At 40.7% G+C, this 21,713-nt stretch carries 25 protein-coding genes and 1 pseudogene; 10 read left to right on the top strand and 16 right to left on the bottom strand.

What is annotated here, in order from left to right:
- Positions 1–564: 564 nt before the first annotated feature.
- Positions 565–2,763: a malate synthase G gene (locus RH96_RS01345; RefSeq protein ID WP_010196348.1), complete on the bottom strand. Its 2,199-nt coding sequence runs from the start codon at positions 2,761–2,763 to the stop codon at positions 565–567.
- A gap of 607 nt (positions 2,764–3,370) precedes the next feature.
- On the opposite strand from RH96_RS01345, the gene RH96_RS01340 reads away from it, so the two are divergent.
- Positions 3,371–4,138: a tRNA-(ms[2]io[6]A)-hydroxylase gene (locus tag RH96_RS01340; RefSeq protein ID WP_010196346.1), complete on the top strand. Its 768-nt coding sequence runs from the start codon at positions 3,371–3,373 to the stop codon at positions 4,136–4,138.
- A 144-nt stretch (positions 4,139–4,282) separates the two neighbouring features.
- Here the strand turns inward: RH96_RS01340 and RH96_RS01335 are convergent, their stop codons facing one another.
- The 6 genes from RH96_RS01335 to mtgA form a co-directional block, all read right to left on the bottom strand.
- A complete protein-coding gene (locus tag RH96_RS01335) occupies positions 4,283–4,483 on the bottom strand; it encodes a hypothetical protein (protein ID WP_010196344.1) in 201 nt (66 codons plus the stop codon).
- A 96-nt stretch (positions 4,484–4,579) separates the two neighbouring features.
- Positions 4,580–4,936 carry a hypothetical protein gene (locus RH96_RS01330; RefSeq protein WP_010196343.1) on the bottom strand — a complete coding sequence of 119 codons (357 nt, stop codon included), beginning with the start codon at positions 4,934–4,936 and terminating at the stop codon, positions 4,580–4,582.
- 83 nt (positions 4,937–5,019) lie between these two features.
- On the bottom strand, positions 5,020–5,283 hold the full coding sequence (locus RH96_RS01325; protein ID WP_010196341.1) for a hypothetical protein: 264 nt from the start codon (positions 5,281–5,283) through the stop codon (positions 5,020–5,022).
- A 92-nt stretch (positions 5,284–5,375) separates the two neighbouring features.
- Entirely contained in the window at positions 5,376–5,546 is a 171-nt protein-coding gene (locus tag RH96_RS15105; protein ID WP_010196338.1) for a hypothetical protein, read from the bottom strand.
- 425 nt (positions 5,547–5,971) lie between these two features.
- The gene (gene ppk1, locus RH96_RS01320; protein ID WP_081501562.1) at positions 5,972–8,161 is read right to left on the bottom strand and encodes a polyphosphate kinase 1; all 2,190 of its coding nucleotides are present in this window, start codon (positions 8,159–8,161) and stop codon (positions 5,972–5,974) included.
- 505 nt (positions 8,162–8,666) lie between these two features.
- Complete coding sequence (mtgA, locus tag RH96_RS01315) at positions 8,667–9,353, bottom strand: monofunctional biosynthetic peptidoglycan transglycosylase (protein WP_010196335.1); 687 nt, start codon at positions 9,351–9,353, stop codon at positions 8,667–8,669.
- Between the two features lie 196 nt (positions 9,354–9,549).
- Between mtgA and RH96_RS01310 the strand changes: the two genes are divergently transcribed.
- The 3 genes from RH96_RS01310 to RH96_RS01300 all read left to right on the top strand — a co-directional run bounded on the left by RH96_RS01310 (position 9,550) and on the right by RH96_RS01300 (position 12,012).
- Complete coding sequence (locus tag RH96_RS01310) at positions 9,550–9,864, top strand: glutaredoxin family protein (protein ID WP_010196332.1); 315 nt, start codon at positions 9,550–9,552, stop codon at positions 9,862–9,864.
- A 239-nt stretch (positions 9,865–10,103) separates the two neighbouring features.
- Positions 10,104–11,084 carry a rhomboid family intramembrane serine protease gene (locus RH96_RS01305; protein WP_010196331.1) on the top strand — a complete coding sequence of 327 codons (981 nt, stop codon included), beginning with the start codon at positions 10,104–10,106 and terminating at the stop codon, positions 11,082–11,084.
- A 115-nt stretch (positions 11,085–11,199) separates the two neighbouring features.
- Positions 11,200–12,012, top strand: a complete 813-nt coding sequence (locus tag RH96_RS01300; protein ID WP_010196329.1) for a MipA/OmpV family protein — start codon at positions 11,200–11,202, stop codon at positions 12,010–12,012.
- 93 nt (positions 12,013–12,105) lie between these two features.
- Here RH96_RS01300 and RH96_RS01295 read toward each other — a convergent pair whose 3' ends face one another.
- From RH96_RS01295 to RH96_RS01285, 3 genes are all read right to left on the bottom strand, one after another.
- Positions 12,106–12,474: a hypothetical protein gene (locus RH96_RS01295; RefSeq protein ID WP_227500928.1), complete on the bottom strand. Its 369-nt coding sequence runs from the start codon at positions 12,472–12,474 to the stop codon at positions 12,106–12,108.
- A 277-nt stretch (positions 12,475–12,751) separates the two neighbouring features.
- Positions 12,752–13,120 (bottom strand): hypothetical protein, encoded by a 369-nt coding sequence (locus RH96_RS01290; protein WP_227500927.1) that lies wholly within the window; start codon positions 13,118–13,120, stop codon positions 12,752–12,754.
- Positions 13,121–13,398: 278 nt separating this feature from the next.
- Positions 13,399–13,767 carry a hypothetical protein gene (locus RH96_RS01285; RefSeq protein WP_227500926.1) on the bottom strand — a complete coding sequence of 123 codons (369 nt, stop codon included), beginning with the start codon at positions 13,765–13,767 and terminating at the stop codon, positions 13,399–13,401.
- A 276-nt stretch (positions 13,768–14,043) separates the two neighbouring features.
- On the opposite strand from RH96_RS01285, the gene RH96_RS15100 reads away from it, so the two are divergent.
- Together RH96_RS15100 and RH96_RS15095 are read left to right on the top strand one after the other, a co-directional pair.
- Complete coding sequence (locus tag RH96_RS15100; RefSeq protein WP_010196323.1) at positions 14,044–14,397, top strand: IS630 transposase-related protein; 354 nt, start codon at positions 14,044–14,046, stop codon at positions 14,395–14,397.
- Positions 14,398–14,437: 40 nt separating this feature from the next.
- Positions 14,438–14,884 carry an IS630 family transposase gene (locus tag RH96_RS15095; RefSeq protein ID WP_010196322.1) on the top strand — a complete coding sequence of 149 codons (447 nt, stop codon included), beginning with the start codon at positions 14,438–14,440 and terminating at the stop codon, positions 14,882–14,884.
- A gap of 105 nt (positions 14,885–14,989) precedes the next feature.
- Here RH96_RS15095 and RH96_RS01270 read toward each other — a convergent pair whose 3' ends face one another.
- From RH96_RS01270 to fumC, 5 genes and pseudogenes are all read right to left on the bottom strand, one after another.
- Positions 14,990–15,517 carry a peroxiredoxin gene (locus RH96_RS01270; RefSeq protein ID WP_010196321.1) on the bottom strand — a complete coding sequence of 176 codons (528 nt, stop codon included), beginning with the start codon at positions 15,515–15,517 and terminating at the stop codon, positions 14,990–14,992.
- Between the two features lie 150 nt (positions 15,518–15,667).
- A pseudogene (locus RH96_RS14695) lies at positions 15,668–15,811 on the bottom strand (class II fumarate hydratase); the annotation flags it as partial.
- A gap of 12 nt (positions 15,812–15,823) precedes the next feature.
- Complete coding sequence (locus tag RH96_RS01265; protein WP_010196319.1) at positions 15,824–16,123, bottom strand: HigA family addiction module antitoxin; 300 nt, start codon at positions 16,121–16,123, stop codon at positions 15,824–15,826.
- 33 nt (positions 16,124–16,156) lie between these two features.
- On the bottom strand, positions 16,157–16,435 hold the full coding sequence (locus RH96_RS01260) for a type II toxin-antitoxin system RelE/ParE family toxin (protein WP_010196318.1): 279 nt from the start codon (positions 16,433–16,435) through the stop codon (positions 16,157–16,159).
- A gap of 346 nt (positions 16,436–16,781) precedes the next feature.
- Entirely contained in the window at positions 16,782–18,185 is a 1,404-nt protein-coding gene (fumC, locus tag RH96_RS01255) for a class II fumarate hydratase (RefSeq protein WP_010196317.1), read from the bottom strand.
- A 198-nt stretch (positions 18,186–18,383) separates the two neighbouring features.
- Between fumC and RH96_RS01250 the strand changes: the two genes are divergently transcribed.
- Both RH96_RS01250 and RH96_RS01245 read left to right on the top strand, forming a co-directional pair.
- Positions 18,384–19,034 (top strand): 5-formyltetrahydrofolate cyclo-ligase, encoded by a 651-nt coding sequence (locus RH96_RS01250; protein WP_026037063.1) that lies wholly within the window; start codon positions 18,384–18,386, stop codon positions 19,032–19,034.
- Entirely contained in the window at positions 19,034–19,276 is a 243-nt protein-coding gene (locus tag RH96_RS01245; protein ID WP_010196311.1) for a hypothetical protein, read from the top strand. Before RH96_RS01250 ends, RH96_RS01245 begins: the two co-directional genes overlap by 1 nt.
- Positions 19,277–19,371: 95 nt before the next feature.
- Here the strand turns inward: RH96_RS01245 and bla are convergent, their stop codons facing one another.
- Entirely contained in the window at positions 19,372–20,268 is an 897-nt protein-coding gene (gene bla / locus RH96_RS01240) for a class A beta-lactamase (protein ID WP_010196309.1), read from the bottom strand.
- A 225-nt stretch (positions 20,269–20,493) separates the two neighbouring features.
- Between bla and RH96_RS01235 the strand changes: the two genes are divergently transcribed.
- Together RH96_RS01235 and RH96_RS01230 are read left to right on the top strand one after the other, a co-directional pair.
- Positions 20,494–21,096, top strand: coding sequence for a hypothetical protein (locus RH96_RS01235; RefSeq protein WP_010196294.1), 603 nt, complete (start codon positions 20,494–20,496; stop codon positions 21,094–21,096).
- A 149-nt stretch (positions 21,097–21,245) separates the two neighbouring features.
- Positions 21,246–21,689: a hypothetical protein gene (locus RH96_RS01230; protein ID WP_010196291.1), complete on the top strand. Its 444-nt coding sequence runs from the start codon at positions 21,246–21,248 to the stop codon at positions 21,687–21,689.
- Positions 21,690–21,713 lie beyond the last annotated feature (24 nt).

Here is a 21,713-nt window from a genome sequence, read left to right as displayed (position 1 = left end):
ATCGTCACAAATCCTCAAAGATATAATGTGTAACTGGCTACCGAGATTGGTCTAAAACAAGTGTGGCGAATTTCTACTACAATAAGACAAAAAAAACCATGACTCACATGACTGGGATTAAAACGTAACTGCCATGTAATCTTTGGTCTTTATCACTCCGTTGCGTAACATCCGTTACCAAACTCATACTTCGAATACAAGCATAACAACTTTGACATAATTTGCAACATTTTTTTTTGCTTTTTCGATACATCTACTCTCGAATAACAAATGCTTTGTCATATTTGAACCGTTATGAAAAAACCCCTATCGACTCAAATAGATACGATAGTCATTAATTAATATCATTACTGATAATATTAATTGGCGGTAATAAATACGATACATTAACCCAAAAAAAGCGCTACTTATTGACAAATAAATAGCGCTCATAAAGAACTGTTTGTCATATTTCTGACACATATGACAGTCACAAACGGGTAAGATACATCAATGCCTGATCACGCCTAGAGGCTTAAATAGCACTTAGGCTACATGAGCAAACATGATACTTAATCTATCGTTTTAGGCATTTGCTTTGAGATCAAGACGTGCTTGATGCAATAGTGGCTCAGTATAGCCACTTGGCTGCTCGCGACCTTTAAACACCAAATCACAAGCCGCTTTGAACGCATAAGAGTCTCCAAAGTTATCTGCCATTGGCTGATAGTCACTATCACCTGCATTTTGCTCATCGACGACTTTTGCCATACGCTTCATCGTATCCATCACTTGCTGTTCGCTCACGACGTTATGATGCAACCAGTTGGCAATGTGTTGGCTCGATATCCGCAAGGTCGCACGATCTTCCATGAGACCAACGTCATTGATGTCAGGGACTTTAGAACAGCCAACGCCTTGGTTTACCCAGCGTACGACGTAACCTAGGATGCCCTGAGCATTGTTTTCAAGCTCTTGCTGTTTCTCTTCGTCTGTCCAGTTGGTGTCTTTTGCCAATGGGATGGTCAAGATATCGTCTAAACTGGCACGCTCACGTGATTTTAGGCTGTCCTGTACATCAGCGACGTTAACTTGATGATAGTGCATGCTGTGTAAGGTTGCACCCGTTGGCGATGGTACCCACGCCGTACTCGCACCAGACTTAGGATGAGCGGCCTTGGTATCCATCATTTCTTTCATCTCATCAGGCTTCGCCCACATGCCTTTACCAATCTGAGCGACACCCTGTAGGCCAGTCTCCAGACCGATATCAACGTTCCACTGCTCGTAGGCTGGCTGCCATGCTTGTGACTTCATGTCACCTTTAGGGACAAAAGGCCCTGCGTTCATACTGGTATGCATCTCATCGCCAGTACGGTCGAGGAAACCGGTGTTAATAAAGATAACGCGCTCTTTCGCTTGGCGAATGGCTTCTTTTAAGTTGACCGTCATACGACGTTCTTCATCCATGATGCCGATTTTAAGACTGTTGCGCTCAAGCCCTAATAAATCTTCTGAAGCGTTAAACAAGTCATTGGCCATTTTGACTTCTTCAGGGCCGTGCATTTTTGGCTTCACAATATACATCGAGCCTTTACGTGAGTTTGATAGCTCATTTTTGCCTTTCAAATCATTGAGCGTCAATAGTGGCGTAATCAAGCCATCCATCAAGCCTTCAAAGATTTGTTCTTGACCATTGCCCAAATCAACTAAGATTGCGGGGTTTTGCATCAAGTGACCGACATTGCGAATAAGTAATAGTGAACGGCCAGGTAAGATCAGCTTTCCACCATCTGGGGTGTTATATTCGTGGTCTGGGTTTTGCTTACGAGTGCTGGTCTTGCCCCCTTTTTCAAAGGTTTCTTGCAAGTCGCCATTCATTAAGCCCAGCCAGTTGCGATATACTTCTACTTTTTCTTCTGCATCGACAGCAGCGATTGAATCTTCACAATCCTGAATCGCCGTAATCGCTGATTCTAATAACACATCTTTGATGTTTGCTGGGTCATCTTTACCAACCGGATGATTGGCATCGATTTGAATCTCAGCATGTAAGCCGTTATTTTTTAATAAAATGCCAGTAGGAGATTCAGCCTCACCAACGAAACCAACAAATTTGGCGGTATCTTTTAGCTCAGTGCTGCTATCGCCTTGGACGATTTCAAGTTTGCCATCGAGCACTTTAAAGCTGGTCACATCGTTATACGAGCCTGACGCTAAGGCAAAATGCTCGTCTAAAAATGCTTTGGCATAGGCGACAACTGCCGCACCGCGAGTCGGATTATAACCGCCTTTCGCTTCTTGGCCATTATCATCACTAATGACATCAGTACCATACAAAGCATCGTATAAGCTGCCCCAACGAGCGTTCGTCGCATTGAGTGCGTAGCGAGCATTTCGGACTGGCACGACCAGCTGTGGCCCTGCGATATGAGCAATCTCATCATCAACGTTTTGCGTGCTAACTTTAAAATCATCGCCTTCTGGTAACAGATAGCCAATCTCTTTTAAGAATGCTTTATAAGTAGGGTAATCAATTTCGCCGTCTTTGGCAGGGTTTTGCAGGTGCCACTGATCAATCTGCGCTTGAATCTTGTCACGAGTTTCTAGCAGCGCTTTATTACGCGGAGTAAACTCTTTGATGACTTTTTCAAAACCTGACCAATAACTTTCTGAATCAACACCGACTTTCGGCAGCACTTCGTTTTCAATAAAGTCATACATCTGCTGGTCGATGGCAAGAATGCCTTTTTGAACACGGTTGGCGTTAGAAGACTGGCTCATATTGTTATCCTTATCTGTTCGTGAGGTGTGTTAATGCTAGGTTGCTACTCTAATGATTGGAAAATTTGTGCCCTTGCAGCATTTATGCCTAGTTTGCTTTACAGTGGATAAATAGCAAACATAATAATATCTACTGTCAGCTATAATCGGGCAGCTGCTCATATGATATCTGGTTAGTGCAAAATCTGTTTGATACAACATCTGGTTAATGTAGCATCTATGATTTTTGGACCGTCTTTAAGAAGATCTGGTCTATAAATCTTGTGTTTTGATACAGGATTGGCAATTGATATAATGCGCATTAGCCGCTACTAAATGATAATCAATAGTAAGACAAAATGCCTGAAAAGCAAAATCTCATCCTACTATCAAATAATAAAATAAACAAGGAAACGCCATTCACTAAGTAAATACTTAGGCTGTATAATAATGATACTCTATGAGCCATCTATCTTTGAGGCAATAACCATTGTTTGAGAGGCAGGCAGCTATAAGCTCATTATAAACTGTAAGTAATCATTACAGCCTCTATTTATGCTCAACGGTTATCTATTTAACTTTTAATATTTGATTAAAAAGTGTTTAACATTCCACTATGGCAAAGACTATGAATAAAGAAAGTATGAAACCCAGCAACAGCAAAGATGACGTTGCTTCCCACAATCGTGTAGAAGACGTTATAGACAAAGATAATATAGAAGAAAACAGTGTAGAAAAAGACTGTATAGAAAAAGAGAGTGCCGACATCGCACAACTGCGCACCCCTATTAAGGTCGACCTATCCGCTGTTTATGACTTTTTGGGCTCGCGAACCACACAGGCGTGGGTAGATGCGGCTACTGCGGATGTGCCATTAATCATTCAAGATCATGCCAATTGCGAAAAAAAAGCCGCTGGTACGGCGATGAATCTTTTATTCCGCTATGAGTTCTCGTATGATTTGCAGCGCAAATTGGCACAGCTGATACGTGAAGAGATGCTGCATTATGAGCAAGTGCTCGGCATCATGCATGAGCGCGAGCAAGAGTGGAGATATCTGAGTGCGGGGCGTTATGCCAAAGGGTTGCTCAAGCACAAGCGTACTCATGAGCCAGCAGCGATGGTCGACGTGCTAATCATTGGTGCGTTTATCGAAGCACGCTCTTGCGAGCGATTTGCCGCTCTTGCCGACGTCATCGACGATGAGCGTTTGGCAAAATACTATCGCTACTTATTGAAGTCAGAAAGCCGCCATTTCGAAGATTATTTGGCATTGGCACAATCGCTATCTGATGACAATATCGATGAGCGCGTCGCATTTTTTAAAGCAGTAGAAGCAGAGTTGATATCCAGTCCTGATACTGAGCTGCGCTTTCACAGCGGCACCCCTGCTTAGCGTTTAAGCTGGCAGATTTTGTTAAATAAGCGCTATATAAAAGTACCCATATCGATCGCATAAAAAAGCCAGCACTAGCGTCTTAAACCATGCCTAGCGTTAGCTTTTTTATTTATCACTACAGAATATAATAGTCAGTTATGACTATTTCTTATCTTCCATAAGCGGGCTGTCATACTGTTTGTGATTTTTCGCGACATTATGCGGATCATGATCGTCAGTCGCTTGTTCTGCAGCGGCTGGATTTGCCTTTTGTAATGCATCATCAGGGACGATACCATTATTATCATCCGCATCTTTGAGCTTAAGGTTATCATGGTTAACTGTATCATTAGACTTATTCATAACCGATCCTTATTATAATAATTATCTTTCACATCGAGCACTCGATAACTTGACGATACTCGTATTAATAATACTCAGAAATATATTGCTAAAAAATCAGTCTTTTTCATCTGAGTTTAAGACGCGAGTTTGTGCATTGTCAATATTGGCATATCTATTCATGTCCGTGATGCCTTCACTTTTTGGCGCTTCACTGCCCACGGTATCTTCGTTGATATTGTCATCAAACGGACTGCTGCCCTGCTGATCTCGGCGGTCAGGCTGACGCGCGGGATTATCATTATCATTCACGTGCTCTGAATCAACGACTTCTTCCTTTAATGTATCAGTCCCTTTGTTTTGATTCGTATGGCTTTCGACGTCGTCATGGTTGTTGACGGGTTCTTTATGCATTGCCTCAACATTAGTATCATCAATTGCGGTTCTACTTAGCGCAGGATCTTGCGGTTGCATAGTCATGTCCTTATCGTGTTAGGAGGCCAACGAATAATGTCAGCGTTTTAATTAATAGAAAATACCAAGCAGTCATGCAAATACTAGGTGTTGTTATTTTTACTCAAATCATGAGCATTGAGATCCGCCACGTTTTTGCCACCTGCTGGTAAGTTTTCTTCTTCACGTGGGTCGGAATATATCTCGTCTGTTTCCTGTGAATCCTGCTGTGGTCCATCGATATTAGGTTCGTGTTTACGACCTTTATAACTGTCTTTGGTGTTTTCTTTAGTGTTTTGCGGTTCTGATGCTACGGGATCATCGAGCAATACTTTCTCTTTATTATTTGGTTTTGTATTGACTGTCATAGCGTGTCCCTCGCGTTTATGGTGTTAACTCTTTATTTAATATTTAACATTGTTATTGATATCATTGTTATTGATATCGTTCAAACTGCTGCTTACTTATCGGTCCGTAGCTCATCATCAATAAAAGAGGTTTGCTCTTCTTTACTCAGCTCTTCAGGAGCATCTACCTTTTTATCTTGATTTAAATTTTTTTCAATTTGATGATCATCAACCTGCTCTGCTGCTTTTTTAATGTCTGAAGTATCGTTGTTAGTGTTACTCATGGTGCAATTCCTATTATTATCGTTGTTTAGTAAACCAGCCATCCTTTGTACACTTACCTTTGTAAAATTGAATAACATTCTACAAAGGTAAGCATCTCGGTATGATTTTTTATTAAAAATATCTGTGCGATAGCGGTAGAACTGTCATCAATTATAGTTAAGCCAACCAACAGCGCACCAGTGTACTGCCGTATCAATATGTGAATAAATGTGAGGTTACAAGACAGTTTGTAACTTATCCGAGCGCAAAAAAACCAAGCGTCGGTCGTAGCCAACGCTTGGTTCAATAAATCATAGGGCCTTTATAGGGCCTTTATAGGGCTTTTATAGGGCTAACGTCATCACAGGACAGTCATACGTGTGGCGACACTAAACAGGCAGTCACAAGTTACAGCATTAGCAAACAAGATAAGCGAAACCTTTATCTATATTGGCTCACCGACATGATTGATCACCCGTAGCAAATGATCTTGGGCAATATGTGGTGCTTCATCGGCGGCTGGTTGACTTTGCTGCCACGCCCCATCGCCATTAAGTAGCCATGCTTGGACGTTATCTTGTAGATAATTGAGCAGACCATCTTGATAAACCTGCTTGAACAGTTTTTTATCTTCAATCGGAAAAGCGACTTCGACACGATGGAATAGATTGCGATCCATCCAGTCAGCACTGCCACAATACAAGCGCTCATCACCATCATTATAAAAGTAATAAACGCGTGTGTGCTCCAAAAAGCGCCCGATGACTGAGCGTACGGTGATGTTTTCAGATAGGCCTTTTACTTGTGGACGCAGACAGCACATGGAGCGCAAAATCAATTCTATTTTGACACCTGCCTGCGAGGCATCATATAACTTATCGATCAGACGACGTTCGGTCAAAGCATTCACTTTGATAATAATATGTGCGCGCTTGCCAGCCTTGGCATGAGTAATTTCATCATCGATAAAGCTCATTAACTTTTCGTGCAACGTAAATGGTGCGTGCAACAGTTTTTTTAGATTAGCAGGTTTACCCATGCCTGTCAGCTCTTGGAAAATTTTATGTACATCTTCTGAGATATCAGGGTCAGCGCTGAACAAGCCATAGTCGGTATAGACTTTGGCATTGGCTGCGTGATAATTACCGGTGCCGAGATGCACATAACGACGAATGCGATCGTCTTCTCGGCGCACGATGAGCATCAGCTTGGCATGGGTCTTGTAGCCAACAATCCCGTAAACCACCACTGCCCCAGCCTCTTGTAAAAAATTGGCGACAGCGATATTGGACGCTTCATCAAAACGGGCGCGTAGTTCGATGACAGCCGTGACTTCTTTACCATTTCGGGCAGCAGCAGCCAGCGCCTTGACGATTTCTGAATTGGTGCCTGATCGGTACAGGGTTTGTTTAATCGCCAATACTTTGGGGTCACTAGCCGCTTCCCAAAGTAGATTGATAATCGGTGAAAATGCATGAAAAGGATGATGTACCAAGACATCGCCTTTGCGCATGGCAGAAAATATACTGGTGCTTTTATCAAGCTTGTCCAGCTCACGGCGAAAAGGCTTTGGCACAATATGGGTAAAAGGCTCATAGCGCAGCTTGGGTATATTAAAGTCAAATAGCAAGCGCGTTAAGTTCACTGGACCATTGACACGGTATAGCTGATTGTCATGTAGCTCAAACTCATTGAGAAGATAATCGCTAATCGGTGTTGGGCAATCAGTCGTCACTTCAAGCCGTACTTTGTCGCCAAAGCGGCGATTTTCAAGCTCGCCTTCTAATGCCTTGGCAATATCCTCGACATCATCTGCTAAGTCCAGATCAGCATTGCGCGTGAGGCGGAACTGATGGCAGCCTGTCACTTGCATACCGGGGAACAGCTCACCGATGTGCTCGTGAATGATGGCGGACAGCATGACATGGTGCTCTTTACCACCAGTCAGCTCATCCGGCAGACGAATGACCCGTGGCAGGCTACGTGGCGCTGGGACAATCGCAAGATTGATATCGCGACCAAAGGCATCTTTGCCCTCTAATGTAGCGATAAAGTTGAGGCTTTTATTCACCAACCTCGGAAACGGATGCGCAGGATCAATGCTAATGGGTGTCAGCACTGGTGAGACTTGTTCTGTAAAATAGCGCTTCATCCATGCTGATTGCTCAGTATTCAGCTCATCGCGTTTTAGATATCGAATGTCTTCTTTGGCGAGCGCAGGCAAGATGTCTTCGTTAAGAATACGATACTGCTCAGCGATGGCATCATGCGTGATAACGGATATCTCGTTTAGCACTTCACTAGGACGCATCCCATGAGCACTGGTCGATACGTCACCTATATTGAGTTTTTGCATGATACCCGCGACACGAATCTCAAAAAACTCGTCGAGGTTGGATGAAAAAATAATTAAGAAAAACAAGCGCTCAAGTAGCGGATGGTGAGGACTGGCGGCTTGCGCTAAGACCCGCAGATGAAACTGCAATAAGGACAAATCACGATTGATATAACTACTGGGCGAATAGCCACCATCTTCTGAGCGCTGCCATGCAATGTCAGTCAGCTGCTGGCTAAGCTGTTCTGTTCTAGATTCTGTTGCGCTATCGGCTGCGTTAAGCTGGGTCATTTGGTGCATATTCAGGTCGTTAACATCGGTATTGTCGTTAGTCATGACACTGTCGTTCTGATTATTCATATCTGCCATACCGCTATTCCCCTGTCGTTATCAATTTATCATCAATGAGTAATTTTTCTTTACTGTCATCAGCTATCTTTTTTATTCCTAACTTTATTGAAAAGCTTTATTTTGACGCTTATATATTTTGATACCTATATATAATCGATACTGAATAAAGTGGATACACGATATTATCGTATGAGGCTGGTACAAATTTTTCTTGCTTGCTGTGCCTACGCCGACAGAGGCTGCAAAAAATTATCCCAGCCTCGCTGTATCCTTTTTATATTGACCTATCTATAGTGTATATAGTGGCATTCATAATAGTGAATTTAATAATAATGAATTTAGTAATAGTGACGTCCTATCATTGCAGCCACGTGACTATTGATCATGTCATTCGTTTATCGTGCTATTTATAATTGTATTTATCATTCAGCAAACCACTACCAGCACATGTCGATTAAGACGCTTGCGGCAATACTGCATTCTTCATACGTTTTTTAATAATACGCTGCTTGTTACGTAAGCGTCTGTCGCCTTGATTGTCTTCGTAATACTTTGGATTGGTGAGCATCGCAATGAGGAGTGCTGATTCGTCTCGATTCAGATTGGCCGCAGACTTGTCAAAATAGTGATGCGCTGCTGCGTCAATACCATAGATGCCATTGCCAAACTCAGCGACATTAAGATAAGCGGTCATAATACGTTGCTTGTCCCACAGTGTTTCAATCATCACGGTGATGATGGCCTCTTCGCCTTTACGAACATAAGAGCGATGCGACGTCAAAAATAGATTTTTGGCCAACTGCTGAGTGATGGTCGAGCCGCCAGCCGACATCTTACCTGTCTCTTCGTTTTTCTTTTGCGCCGCTTTGATCCCTTTAAAATCAAAGCCACTGTGCTGACTAAACGTCGAGTCTTCACTCACGATCGCTGCTTGCTTGGCTGACTTGGCGATAGCATCGTATTCAGCCCACGTCTGAGTGACCGTGCCGCCAGTTAAGCGATGCGTCAACATAAACATACTGTTATTAATCGGCTGTGTTTTCCAGATTAATAGTAGCCCAACTATTAAAATATGGAATGCGACGACCAATAACATAATTGCCAATAACAGTCGTTTAATGAATGTGCCAAAACTTGCCATGCGCGATATCCGAGTGGTTAAAGAAGTAATAAGATAAAATTGATAATCATAAACAGCAGCTCATCTTACCTAATCTCACAATCGCTGTCATTATTTACCCCACTTCTTTATCATGTCATAACCGCTAAGCCACATTGATGTGTCGGCTTAAAAACGCTGAACAAGCATTTTGAAGGCATACAATAAGAGTAGAAACATGCATAATGATAATAGTATAAAAACATTACGGAACCGTGTTATTGCAGCACGCCCTGATCTTGGGAACACTGAAAATATTGACCAATGGTGGTTACTTGCAACGACCGGCTGTCACTTATGTGACGTGGCGACGCAGCTGCTGACTCAGTTTCAAGCAGTACAGCCACTTACCTACCAGTATGTCGATATCGCCGACTTCGATGAATCGCTAATGATGGAATTTGCCACTAGCATTCCGGTGCTACTGACAAAGACGCAGCGTCTGGATTATCCGTTTTCAGTCATGGACTTACAGCAGCTGCTGGCGTCATAGTATCTGTCATAGGATAATTACTATCCCGTCATCAAGTAACACTGCGTCATGAAGCATCAACACTAAAATGTTTATGAGGCACAAGGCACAAGACATTAATATTGAAAGCCTATACGATGCTCTTACGTATAAAACGTCATATGAGGTTTTTGATATCGCTAATAACATGCAGTTGACTGACATGATCCGATCATACCCTTTATACTCTACGTCACCTTTTGAATTGATAGCTAGCTTTTATGACCATTCAACAGCTTTTAAAAACAGCACCCGTGACTACCCTGCTATTAGTCAGCTTTATTGGACTATTCATCATGCAGGTGCTGACAGGCGTCGATGCCAATAATCCATCGACTGAGGCATTGCTTAAATGGGGTGCTAATGCCTTACCTTTTACCATGGGCGACGATCCATGGCGATTGGTGAGTAGTGCATTTTTGCATATTGGCCTCATGCATTTATTGTTTAACGGCTTTGCTATGTATTTCTTTGGACAAGTTGCCGAGCCGATGTTTGGCTCTGCTAAGTTTTTGGCGTTGTTTTTATTGGCAGCCATCGGTGGCAATTTACTGAACAGCTATGTGACGTGGCAAGGTATTTTGGAAGGAACCGGACAGCCAGGAATATCGGCTGGTGCCTCTGGCGGTATCATGGGTATCGGTGCGGCGTTACTAATAGCTGCTGTATTTAAAATATCGGTCAATGGCTTAGTGCTCAATTTAAAGAGCTTGATACTTATTATGGGCATCAACCTCGTCTATGGCTTTGCTGTTCCGGGCATTGACAATGCTGGTCATATTGGCGGTGCGGTTACTGGATTGATCATTGCACTGGCAATCGGAATCGTCCATCGTCAGCGTATGGCAGCCATCATGCAGACAGTCGCTATCAACCAGAACCCTTATCAAGCTAATACTCAAACTCCCACTCAAAACAATTACCAAACCAGCTATATCGATCAGTCAACGATAAGCAACGTTGATTTGGATAATAATGCTCATTTTGATGACGACACTGGTGTAAACTTAGCTATAAATACGAACGCTAATCGTATCCACATTATCGATCAAGAAACAATCGAGCAAAAAACAGCGGTCAAACCCGCCTTCATTTGGCAACTATTGCCATGGCTGGTGATGTTGCTCATAAGCATTGGCTTTGTCTGGTGGTGGCAAGATATTCATCAGCAGATAGTGCAAGTGCTAAAAGCTGTTGAGTAAATGCTGACACTTATCTATGATCATTAAACGGCTCACAAAAACAGACATCTGATTTTGGCTTTCCTTATTCCTCTATTGTTATCCGGCTATTTTTACCTACTTACGAGACTTGATTATGTTTAAATCTTCAGTGCTACCCACTATCTCTACGCGCACCTTGCTCAACACCTTAATAGCTACTGCCCTATTTAGTGTTGCCAGTATGTCAAATGCCGCCTTTTTTAATAAAAACTTACCGGCTGATCCAGATGCTGAGCTAAGCGTTGGCGTTAACGTCATGGCGGTCAAGTCAGCCTATGATCTAGAAGACAGCACCGAAGTGCGGGTGCTGCCGGGTGCATTTTATGACAATAATAAGTTTTATGTGCGCGGTGCTCAAGCGGGTGCATATCTAATCAATGATGGTGTGAATCAGCTGTCTGCTTATGCCAAGCTTGCGGGCAGCGAGTTTGATCCTGATGATGCCAATGGTGCACTTCAAGGTCTTGATGAACGTAAGTCGTCAGCAGAAGCAGGGCTTAGCTATCAGCGCCGTACACCTGTCGGCGGCTTCCGTGCTCAAATAGGCGCTGACGTGTTAGATCGTAGTGGTGGTAACACGGCGCGCTTGACCTACCTTGCCAGAATCACCAAAGACAAGCTAACGGTCTATCCAAGCATTGGCTTTGAGTATTATGATGCTGACTATAATGAATACTATTATGGCGTCAGTGAAAAAGAATCAGCAGAAACGGGCGTTGCTGCTTATAAATCTAATTCAAGCTTAAATCCTTATATCAATATTAGTGCCAACTACGATTTCAATGAGCGTTGGGCAGGATTCGCCAGTCAAAGCCTAAGTTATCTGCCGACTGAGCAATACGACAGCCCAATGGTCGACTCACGTGTCGAGGGCGCAACAACACTTGGTTTGCTTTATAAGTTTTAATTAAGATTAGATTTTTGATAATGAAAAAGACCTTACCGCGTAATGTGGCAAGGTCTTTTTTTTAATACTCTATTTCTAACAATCGTCATAGTATCAGTCTTTGATGGTATTAGAGGAGCGGATGGTGTTGCCAAAATCACCTAAATAATTGTAGATAAAAATCTTACGTCCTATCAGTAAAGGAAATTCTATATATTTTACGGGATGACAGTCTTTCCTATGTGCTTCTATATAATCAACAAACCCCTTATATGTCGCACTTTCCCAATTTTGATTTCTACGAAAACTTCTCGCAAAAATTGAAATATTCTCATCCTTATAACCATCTATAGATAATGTCAAAATCTTCATATTTATTTTTTTATCAATAAATGTACTTTCATAATACATACATCCTTGTTTGAAATTACTTGGATCTTCCGCTAACTTGTCGGCTATCAAGCGATACCCCCAAATTTCCATAAACAAACCTAAATAAATTAAGAAAAATATAATATAAATTCCGAATTGTTGAGACTTAGTGTATTGCTTTATATAGTCACGTAGATTTACTATCATTTTATATTCGCTTAAAAATATGTTACTGTAATTCGTACACTATATTCACTGGCATCTTGTCTAGTAGACCTCTTGCAAAAGCACCGTTTCACTGACTTCCCCCAATATACTTTTAGAGGGTAGCGATTACTTATGCAAGGTTTTATTGCTTAATATTCTAGTTTTAACAATCGTCATAGTATCAGTCCTTGGTGATATTGGAGGGACTCATGGTGTTACCAAAATCACCTAAATAATTATAGATAAAAATCTTACGTCCTATCAATAAAGGGAATTCTATGTATTCTACAGGGTGGCAGTCTCGTCGATGTTCTTCTACATAATCAATAAACATCTTATACGTTTTCCCTTTCCAGTTATTGTTACTAGGAAAGCTATTCGCAAAAATATAAATATGTTTACTTTTATAGCCATCTATAGATACAGTCAAAATCTTCATATTTATTTTCTTATCTATAAATGTACTTTCATAATACATACATCCTTGTTTAAAGTTACTTGGATCTTCCGCTAACTTATCAGCTATCATATTAAATCCCCAAATTTTCATAAACAAACCTAAATAAATTAAGAAAAATATGATATAAATTCCGAATTGTTGAGGCTTGGTGTATTGCTTTATATAGTCACGTAGATTTACTATCATTTTATATTCGCTTAAAAATATGTTGCTGTAATTCGTACATTATATTCGCTGGCGTCTTGTCTAGTAGACCTCTTGCAAAAGCACCATTTCACTGACTTCCCTCAACATACTTTTAAAGGCTAGCGATGACTTATGCAAGGGTCTATTGCTTAACACTCTATTTTTTAACAATCGTCATAGTATCAGTCTTTGGTGACATTTGAGGAACTCATGGAGTTGCCAAAATCACCTAAATAATTATAGATAAAAATCTTACGTCCTATTAATAAAGGAATCTCTATATATTCTATAGGATGGCACTTGTTCTTTTCAGTTTCTAAAAAACTATCGAAAGCCTTGTAATCTTTGCCTTTCCAGTTTTTGTTACGAGGAAAGCTACTCGCAAAAATATGAATATCTTTACCTTTATAGCCATCTATAGAGACAGTCAAAATCTTCATATTTATTTTTTTATCAATAAATGTACTTTCATAATACATACATCCTTGTTTGAAATTACTTGGATCTTCGGCTAACTTATCAGTTACCATATTAAAGCCCCAAATTTTCATAAACAAACCTAGATAAATTAAAAAAAATATAATATAGATACCAAATTGTTGAGACTTGGTGAATTGCTTTATATAGTCACGCAGATTTACTATCATTTTATATTCGCTCAAAAATATGTCGTCGTAACTTATATATTATATTCACTGTTGTCTTGTCTAGTTTATTAAATATAACAGGGGTGTAATATAGCTCTAACTGCAGTGGTATCCTACTATAGTCAGTCCAAAATAGAAAAGGTACAATACTTTTAAACCAAGCAAAGTGAAATATAAAAGATGACCTACTCAGCAGATTTTCGAGCACAAGTTATCAAAAACATTGAGCAAAAAGACATGAGCATCCGTCAGGCCTGTACTTTTTATAATATCAGCAAGAGTACACTACAGCGCTGGCTTATAGACCCGAGCATCCAAACCACTAGAGTCAAAACACCAAGCAGTATACCTAATGAAGCCCTTCTACAAGACGTTAATCAATACCCAGATGACTATCTGTATGAGCGAGCTCGTCGTTTAAACTGTAGTAAATCAGGTATTGGCTATGCCTTAAAAAGATTAAATATTAGCCAAAAAAAAGACCTTAGTACATCCAAAAGCATGCTTGATAAAGAGAGCGGTATATCAGAATAAGCTTGATCATTTTAATCAACAAGGCTATCCCATTGTTTATATGGATGAGAGTGGCTTTGAAGCTGAAACTATTCGTCCCTATGGCTATGCACCGATAGGTAAACCTTGTATTGATAGCTACAACTGGCAAGCTAAAAAACGTACCAATGTCATCGGTGCTCTGTATGAAAAAATGCTATTTGCACTTGATTACTTTGAGAAAAACATCAATGGAGATGTATTCTATGACTGGTGCAAATACACGCTTATTCCAAATCTTAAGACTAAATGCGTGATCGTCATGGATAATGCTAGCTTTCACAAACGAGTGAAAGGGCTACTTAATAGGCACGGTCACAGGCTTTTATTTCTACCACCCTATAGTCCTGACTTAAATCCTATTGAAAAGAAATGGGCGCAAGCTAAGTTTCTACGCCAAGGTTGGATGGAGAATAATTTACCTAAACTATTTCATGATATGGGTTGTACTTCTTTTATCTTGGATTGACTATAGTTTAGATGAATAAAGAACACAGCCAAATCAGAAAGCAAAAAAAAGACCTTGCCACATAACGTGACAAGGTCTTTTTTATTTCTAACTTCTCAATGAAATCTAAGCATTACTTTTTAAATACGCTAACATAGTGTCTGCATCTGATACTTCAAATGGGTCTATTGGACAGTTGTCGCCAAAGTCAGCTTCCTTAAACACTTTTTTAACTTCTTTATTGTCGACAACCATCGAATAACGCCATGAGCGCATACCAAAGCCAACATTACTCTTATCAACAAGCATGCCCATTTTACGAGTGAACTCACCGTTACCATCAGGAAGTAAGAAAACGTTTTCACGTTTTTGCTTTAGACCCCATTGGTACATGACGAATGCATCATTGACAGAAATGCAAACTATTTCATCTATGCCTAATGCCTTAAACTCATTATAAAGCGCTTCATAACGAGGGAGATGGCTGGTCGAACAAGTTGGCGTAAAGGCACCTAGTAGAGAAAACACAACCACTTTTTTATTGGCAAATAACTCATCTGTGGTTAGATCATACCATGTGAACGGGTTATCTCCTCCAATAGAGTCATCACGAACACGAGTTTTAAAAGTCATATCAGGTACATGGGTAATCATTGTTTACTCCGAGGTAGGTTATTGTCTTTTTTATTGATAAATTCTTAGTGTCACAAATATAACGCTGCTACCAGAAAGACAAATGCAAATGGTATTTATCGTACATTAGGCGAGTCTGACACCGTAGCAGGTCATTATTTGGTCTACTGCTTACTTAGGGTTTACCATATCAGCAGGAATAACCCACTCATCAAACTGCGCTTCAGTTAAAAGCTCTAACTCAACGGCAACTTGCTTCAAGGTTTTGTTTTCTTTATAAGCAGTTTTAGCGATTTTCGCTGAATTCTTGTAGCCACAACACGAATATTAAGCGTATTCAATAGGTTCAATATCGTCTAAAAACTGAAGGCTATCAGTTTCAACCACACGCAGCTCATAAGTGGATTGTAGATTTAGCCAAAACTGAGCACTACCACCAAAATATTTTGCTAGGCGCAGTGCTGTGTCTGCCGTAATACCTCGTTTTTCTCGTACAATTTCGCTAATACGTGCGGGTGTCACGCCAAGTTTATTTGCTAGTGCATTGGCACTCATACCAAGCGGCTCAAGAAAGTCTTCTTGCAATACTTCACCTGGATGGATAGGACGCATACCGTTTTTAATCATAGTGTTCTCTCTATCTTTTATGGTTCAGTCAAATTAGTGGTAGTCGATAATTTCTACGTCTGTAGCACTTTGCTCTGTCCAAACAAAACATAGTCGCCATTGCGCATTAATTCGAATACTATGTTGACCTTCTCTGTCGCCACTCAAAGCTTCTAAGCGATTACCAGGTGGTGCTTTTAAATCTTCGAGCGTTGTTGCATTATCTAACAGTAGTAACTTACGTTCTGCAACATTTTTAAGGGCCGACCAACGCTTTGTTTTTCCAGTAGAAAAAAGAGTTCGAGTGTCACTACATTTAAAATTAACGATCATATAAATCTCAATACTCTTATATTATTGGTTTATAGAAAATCAATATACTTCTATATTGTATATCGATAATCGATAAACATCAACGATAAAATCTGAATCATAAAGAGTGTTGCTTTGCGCACCAATTAGATATGTATACGTTGGCATTGCTACATGAGCAGCGCCTACTTAAACATAGCCAAAAAAAAAGACCTTGCCACATTCTCATATAAGAGGTGACAAGGTCTTTTTATTTCTCACTTCTCAGTGAAACAAATATGCTGCTACAAGAAAGACGAGTGCAAATTGTACTGCTCGTACATTAAGCGAGTCTGACGGCTTAGCAGGTCATTATTTGATCTACTGCTTACTTAGGATTTACCATATCAGCAGGAATGACCCACTCATCAAACTGAGCTTCAGTTAATAGCTCTAACTCAACCGCCACTTGCTTCAAGGTTTTGTTTTCTTTATACGCCGTCTTAGCGATTTTCGCAGCATTCTCATAACCAACATGACGGTTCAATGCAGTCACTAGCATCAATGAGTTGTGCAAAAAGTCATCGATTTTGTCTTTTACTGGCTCGATACCAACGGCACAGTTTTCATTGAAGCTGTTGCAGCCATCACCCAATAGTTTGATAGACTGCAATAAGTTAAACGCGATAACTGGCTTATAAACGTTTAGCTCAAAGTTACCTGATGCGCCAGCCATGCTGATCGTCACGTCGTTACCCATGACTTGAGCAACAACCATCGTCAATGCTTCTGACTGAGTTGGGTTTACTTTACCAGGCATGATAGAAGAGCCTGGCTCGTTCTCAGGAATCGTCAATTCGCCTAGACCACAACGAGGACCTGATGCCAACCAACGTACATCGTTAGCGATTTTATTTAAGCTAGCTGCTAGCGTTTTTAGTGCACCTGACGCAAATACTTCTGCATCACGAGCGGCTAGTGCTTCGAATTTATTCGGTGAGGTGACAAATGGCAAGCCAGTCAAAGTCGCTAATTGCTCAGCAGCGGTTACTGCATAATCAGGATGAGCGTTTAGACCCGTACCAACTGCAGTACCACCTAGTGGCAATTCATATAGACCTTGTAACGCGTTATCAATACGTACCAATGAATGATCAAGTTGGCTCACATAGCCGCTGAACTCTTGACCCAACGTCAAAGGCGTGGCGTCTTGTAAATGCGTACGACCGATTTTTACGATGCTATCGAATTCTTTGGCTTTAGCCGCTAATGTGTCGCGTAGTGCTTTTACCGCTGGGATCAATAAGCTATTGATTTGACGAGCAGCAGCCACACGAATCGCTGTTGGGAAGCTGTCGTTGGTAGACTGTGCATGGTTTACATGGTCATTTGGGTGAATTGGCGTGTAGCTGCCGCGCTCAGAACCAGCGATTTCGTTGGCACGGTTGGCCAATACTTCGTTCATGTTCATGTTTGACTGCGTACCAGAACCCGTCTGCCATACAACCAATGGGAACTGATCCGTTAGACCACCATTGATGATTTCGTCAGCAGCTTGCACGATTAAATCGCGCTTATCAGCGTCGATACGCTCAAGGCTAGCGTTGGTAATTGCAGCGGCTTTTTTGACCAGTGCCATTGCTTCAATCATTGGACGCGGCAAAGTCTCGCCACCGATTTTGAAGTTCTCACGGCTACGCTGAGTTTGCGCACCCCAATAAGCGTCAGCTGGGACTTCTACGTTGCCCATAGTGTCTTTTTCGGTACGAGTTGCCTGATTCTGTGTCGACATAACTACCCTCTTTGCTGGTTTGTTGTTGTGTGGCTGAACGATAAAAAGTGCAACAGCTGCTGCACATAAAGGAGAATACGATGTAAAGTGGCGTTATGATAGCATGACTAAGGCGTGTTGAATATTGACAAATAGCCATTGCTAACGTCTAAAAGCAGCTGTCATCATCAAACTCACAAACTAGCGGATAGTATAGATATGCATCCTGAACCAAAAAACGCAGCGTCAGAGGAATCAGCCGTTAGCAACCCGCCCAGACGACACTTTACTCGCCAGCGTCGCCAATTAACTGAAATTTCACGCAGGAATATGGGACAAGCAGCGAGTGCGCATTTGACGAAGTTACAGCAGCGATTGCCAACGCATGCCCGCATTGGCTTATATTACGATGGCTTTGGCGAGCTACCTACTCAGCCACTACTTGATTGGTGTCAACGCTTAGGCTATTTACCTTATTTACCAGTCGTCGGCTCGCTCGGTCGTACTAGCGATGGCACTAATGACAAACGATTACGTTTTGTACCAATTTATCATTCAAAATTGATCAATGTCCCCACTCGCATTCACAGCTTGGGTATGAAGCAAAACCATCATCGTCGTCTACTTTGGGCACGAGAATTGGATGTCATTATCTGCCCGCTGGTGGCGGTAGACTTAAACGGCAATCGTATGGGCATGGGTGGCGGGTTTTATGATACTACGCTTGGTAACAGCTATCGGTCAGGGGCGAAAAAACCGTTAAAAATCGGTTGGTGTTATGACTTTCAAGTGGTTGAACAATTACAGCGTCAACCATGGGATGTGCCATTAGATGGCTTAATTACGCCAAGCGGCATAAGGTGGTTTTGATGAAAGATGATAAGCAAGCTATGGATGCTAACTCTAGCGCTGATAATGTGGATGAATATTTAAAAACGTTAGGCAATGAGGATGCTAGAGAGCTACGTTACTATAGTCAAGAACAGGCTTTTAGCACTGATGAGTTATCGACGGTGATTAACGAGAAACGCTTAAACGAGCTGCTAGCGCAAAGCGATGAGTTTTTGAATGGCTTAAATAGTGAGATAAGAGATTTTGATGAAGATTTTTAAAAATCACATTGATTGAGTAATAAAGAAAAACGAAAAAAGGCGAGCATAGAAACTATTATAGATAGTAACTACACTCGCCTTTTGTTATTACTAGATTATTTAAGAGGATGCTCTACTAACACTGCTTTTGCTATTTCTGTCCCGATTTTTGCAATCATAGCGTCTCTATCTTCAAACGAAGCATCAGTCTCTGTAATGTATAAAGCAGCGATAACAGGTTTGCGACCCGGAGGCCACATGACCGCCGTAATCGCACGTGATCCATAACCGCCAGCCCCTGTCCTGTCTGCTACGATCCAATCACTCGGAACGCCTTTACGAAAAAGCGCATCACCCACCTCATTACCTTTGAGCCAAGATTGCAACTGTTGACGAGACTCTGTAGACAATGTATCTCCAACTACGAATTTTTCAAGTGTCGTTATCATTGCTATTGGTGTGGTGGTATCTCTTTTATCTTTCGGTATTGCTTCATTCAGTTCGGTTTCCCAGCGGTCAAGTCGTGTTGTATTATCCCCGCTAGCACGTAAAAACTGAGTGAGAGATTTAGGTCCACCGATGGCTTGCAAAATAAAGTTAGCCGCTGAATTATCACTGGTCGATAGGGTTGCCTGACATAACTCGCCAAGAGACATGCCTTTTTTGCCGACATGCTTTTCTGTCACAGGAGAATAGGTAACAAGATTGCTTTTAGAGAACCTAACGACTCTATCGATTTTTTCTTGACCTATATCAACGTTATGCAGCACATTGGCACACGCAAGAGTTTTAAAGGTACTACTTAAAGGAAAGCGTTCATCAGATCTGTATTCCCAACGTTGTTCAGTCTCTAAATCATGCACAGCTAGACCGATTCGAGCACCCAATTCATTTTCAGCACTTTTAACAGCATCAACCAATGAATTTTCTGCATTAGCATGTAATGGTAAAGTGAGACAAAAAATAGTAATGAGTGTGCTAAAAATTTTAGTTTTGCTTTGTAGTAAGTACATAGTGATTACACTTCCTTTTTAGACTAATATTTAGATTGTATAAGACTGCCAATATAGCTCACACGCATCTGGTTACAAGATTTAGAATAGAAGTGTGATTGTATCAATCCTACACTACTTTTCAGTTTAAGTTTATAGGTGATTTTTGGGTATGTTAACATCCACTTTTACTAATACTAAGACGTTTTAGGGCATACTCAATGTCAAAAAAATAATGGAGTTATTATGAAGTATCTCAAACCCTTATACCTGATTGTTGTTTTTGCAGTTCTGCTACCATCGTTGATTGGCTGTAATACTCAAAAATCAGATATGATGAGGCAATTATTTAACTTAGAAACAACTAACCAGTTTCATATCACCCTTCCAGATCAGGAAACTAAAGTGCTAATAAGTGAGTTTGTTGAGAGTGATAATAGAGCTTACGCTAAAGGCACGTTAGAAGGTAATACAGACTATTCAGTATTACTAGATCACAGAAATATGACGGCATTAAATTCATCTGATGACAAAATAACTAGGTTGGTAGCGCCCTACACTATATTAAACAGCGCTGTAGACTCGTCTGGAATAAATAAACTTGATTTACCTAGCACATCAACTTATTTAGGACTGTTTGAGTTGAACAATAAGACCTATGCTATTAATCAAACTGACTCTCAGCTTGTAGGTGTTAACATTACTATAGAGGGCATTAGCTATGATGGACAAAAAAATGTACAACTAAAATTCAGATCTAATACAACTGAAAATAAGCCTTCAAATATAGAGACAGCAAGCTTCGATATTGATAAAAGCATTACACCGATAAGTCTTGAGATTGAGTAAATAGCCATCTTAGAATTATTCATACACCTTAAAGTTTGTCTAATGTTGCGCGGATAAATACTTATTTTATAACAAACTATTGTTTATAAATAATCTATAAACTATAATTATTGAAAATAATTATTATTACCAAATAGGTATCGTCCGTCATGAAGAGCAAAACGAAAAAAGAATTTATGTCACCAGCTTCGTTCAAGGTTATTTTTTACCTTTGGGTAATATCATTTCTACTAGTGCCTGTTGCTTATATATATGACTATAATGGTTTTGAGCTTGCTGAACTTAGAAGCTTTGGCTTTACTCTAGCGGGAGCCTATACTCTCGCACTCATAAGCTATGTAGAAACACAACGGACAACACAGCGCAACGACAAACCATTCTCACGTATCCTTATCCTTGTATCTTATGTTTTCTCAGGGATACTCATGGCTTTATTCATTTTATCAGCCCTAGACTATATACGTGGTAATTTAGTGCTAGATCATATCTACGATCCGGTTTTTCAGCTTTTTTTCAGCTACCTTCTACTTAAAACCATAACAGAGATGAAAAATGGCTTAGTTCATAAAGAAACGCCTGTATTTTCACAATAATTCTTACCTTTTTTATCTCTTATT

Origin of the sequence: Psychrobacter sp. PAMC 21119 (assembly GCF_000247495.1) — a bacterium.
Classification (GTDB): domain Bacteria; phylum Pseudomonadota; class Gammaproteobacteria; order Pseudomonadales; family Moraxellaceae; genus Psychrobacter; species Psychrobacter glaciei.
Note: the sequence above shows the minus strand (reverse complement) of the source record. Positions and strands in the feature narration are given on the sequence as shown.

Coding starts and splice junctions, on each gene's coding strand:
- RH96_RS01345 (WP_010196348.1), bottom strand. CDS start 2,763: ATGAGCCAGTCTTCTAACGCCAACCGTGTTCAAAAAGGCATTCTTGCC.
- RH96_RS01340 (WP_010196346.1), top strand. CDS start 3,371: ATGAATAAAGAAAGTATGAAACCCAGCAACAGCAAAGATGACGTTGCT.
- RH96_RS01335 (WP_010196344.1), bottom strand. CDS start 4,483: ATGAATAAGTCTAATGATACAGTTAACCATGATAACCTTAAGCTCAAA.
- RH96_RS01330 (WP_010196343.1), bottom strand. CDS start 4,936: ATGCAACCGCAAGATCCTGCGCTAAGTAGAACCGCAATTGATGATACT.
- RH96_RS01325 (WP_010196341.1), bottom strand. CDS start 5,283: ATGACAGTCAATACAAAACCAAATAATAAAGAGAAAGTATTGCTCGAT.
- RH96_RS15105 (WP_010196338.1), bottom strand. CDS start 5,546: ATGAGTAACACTAACAACGATACTTCAGACATTAAAAAAGCAGCAGAG.
- ppk1 (WP_081501562.1), bottom strand. CDS start 8,161: ATGCACCAAATGACCCAGCTTAACGCAGCCGATAGCGCAACAGAATCT.
- mtgA (WP_010196335.1), bottom strand. CDS start 9,353: ATGGCAAGTTTTGGCACATTCATTAAACGACTGTTATTGGCAATTATG.
- RH96_RS01310 (WP_010196332.1), top strand. CDS start 9,550: ATGCATAATGATAATAGTATAAAAACATTACGGAACCGTGTTATTGCA.
- RH96_RS01305 (WP_010196331.1), top strand. CDS start 10,104: ATGACCATTCAACAGCTTTTAAAAACAGCACCCGTGACTACCCTGCTA.
- RH96_RS01300 (WP_010196329.1), top strand. CDS start 11,200: ATGTTTAAATCTTCAGTGCTACCCACTATCTCTACGCGCACCTTGCTC.
- RH96_RS01295 (WP_227500928.1), bottom strand. CDS start 12,474: ATGGAAATTTGGGGGTATCGCTTGATAGCCGACAAGTTAGCGGAAGAT.
- RH96_RS01290 (WP_227500927.1), bottom strand. CDS start 13,120: ATGAAAATTTGGGGATTTAATATGATAGCTGATAAGTTAGCGGAAGAT.
- RH96_RS01285 (WP_227500926.1), bottom strand. CDS start 13,767: ATGAAAATTTGGGGCTTTAATATGGTAACTGATAAGTTAGCCGAAGAT.
- RH96_RS15100 (WP_010196323.1), top strand. CDS start 14,044: ATGACCTACTCAGCAGATTTTCGAGCACAAGTTATCAAAAACATTGAG.
- RH96_RS15095 (WP_010196322.1), top strand. CDS start 14,438: ATGGATGAGAGTGGCTTTGAAGCTGAAACTATTCGTCCCTATGGCTAT.
- RH96_RS01270 (WP_010196321.1), bottom strand. CDS start 15,517: ATGATTACCCATGTACCTGATATGACTTTTAAAACTCGTGTTCGTGAT.
- RH96_RS01265 (WP_010196319.1), bottom strand. CDS start 16,123: ATGATTAAAAACGGTATGCGTCCTATCCATCCAGGTGAAGTATTGCAA.
- RH96_RS01260 (WP_010196318.1), bottom strand. CDS start 16,435: ATGATCGTTAATTTTAAATGTAGTGACACTCGAACTCTTTTTTCTACT.
- fumC (WP_010196317.1), bottom strand. CDS start 18,185: ATGTCGACACAGAATCAGGCAACTCGTACCGAAAAAGACACTATGGGC.
- RH96_RS01250 (WP_026037063.1), top strand. CDS start 18,384: ATGCATCCTGAACCAAAAAACGCAGCGTCAGAGGAATCAGCCGTTAGC.
- RH96_RS01245 (WP_010196311.1), top strand. CDS start 19,034: ATGAAAGATGATAAGCAAGCTATGGATGCTAACTCTAGCGCTGATAAT.
- bla (WP_010196309.1), bottom strand. CDS start 20,268: ATGTACTTACTACAAAGCAAAACTAAAATTTTTAGCACACTCATTACT.
- RH96_RS01235 (WP_010196294.1), top strand. CDS start 20,494: ATGAAGTATCTCAAACCCTTATACCTGATTGTTGTTTTTGCAGTTCTG.
- RH96_RS01230 (WP_010196291.1), top strand. CDS start 21,246: ATGAAGAGCAAAACGAAAAAAGAATTTATGTCACCAGCTTCGTTCAAG.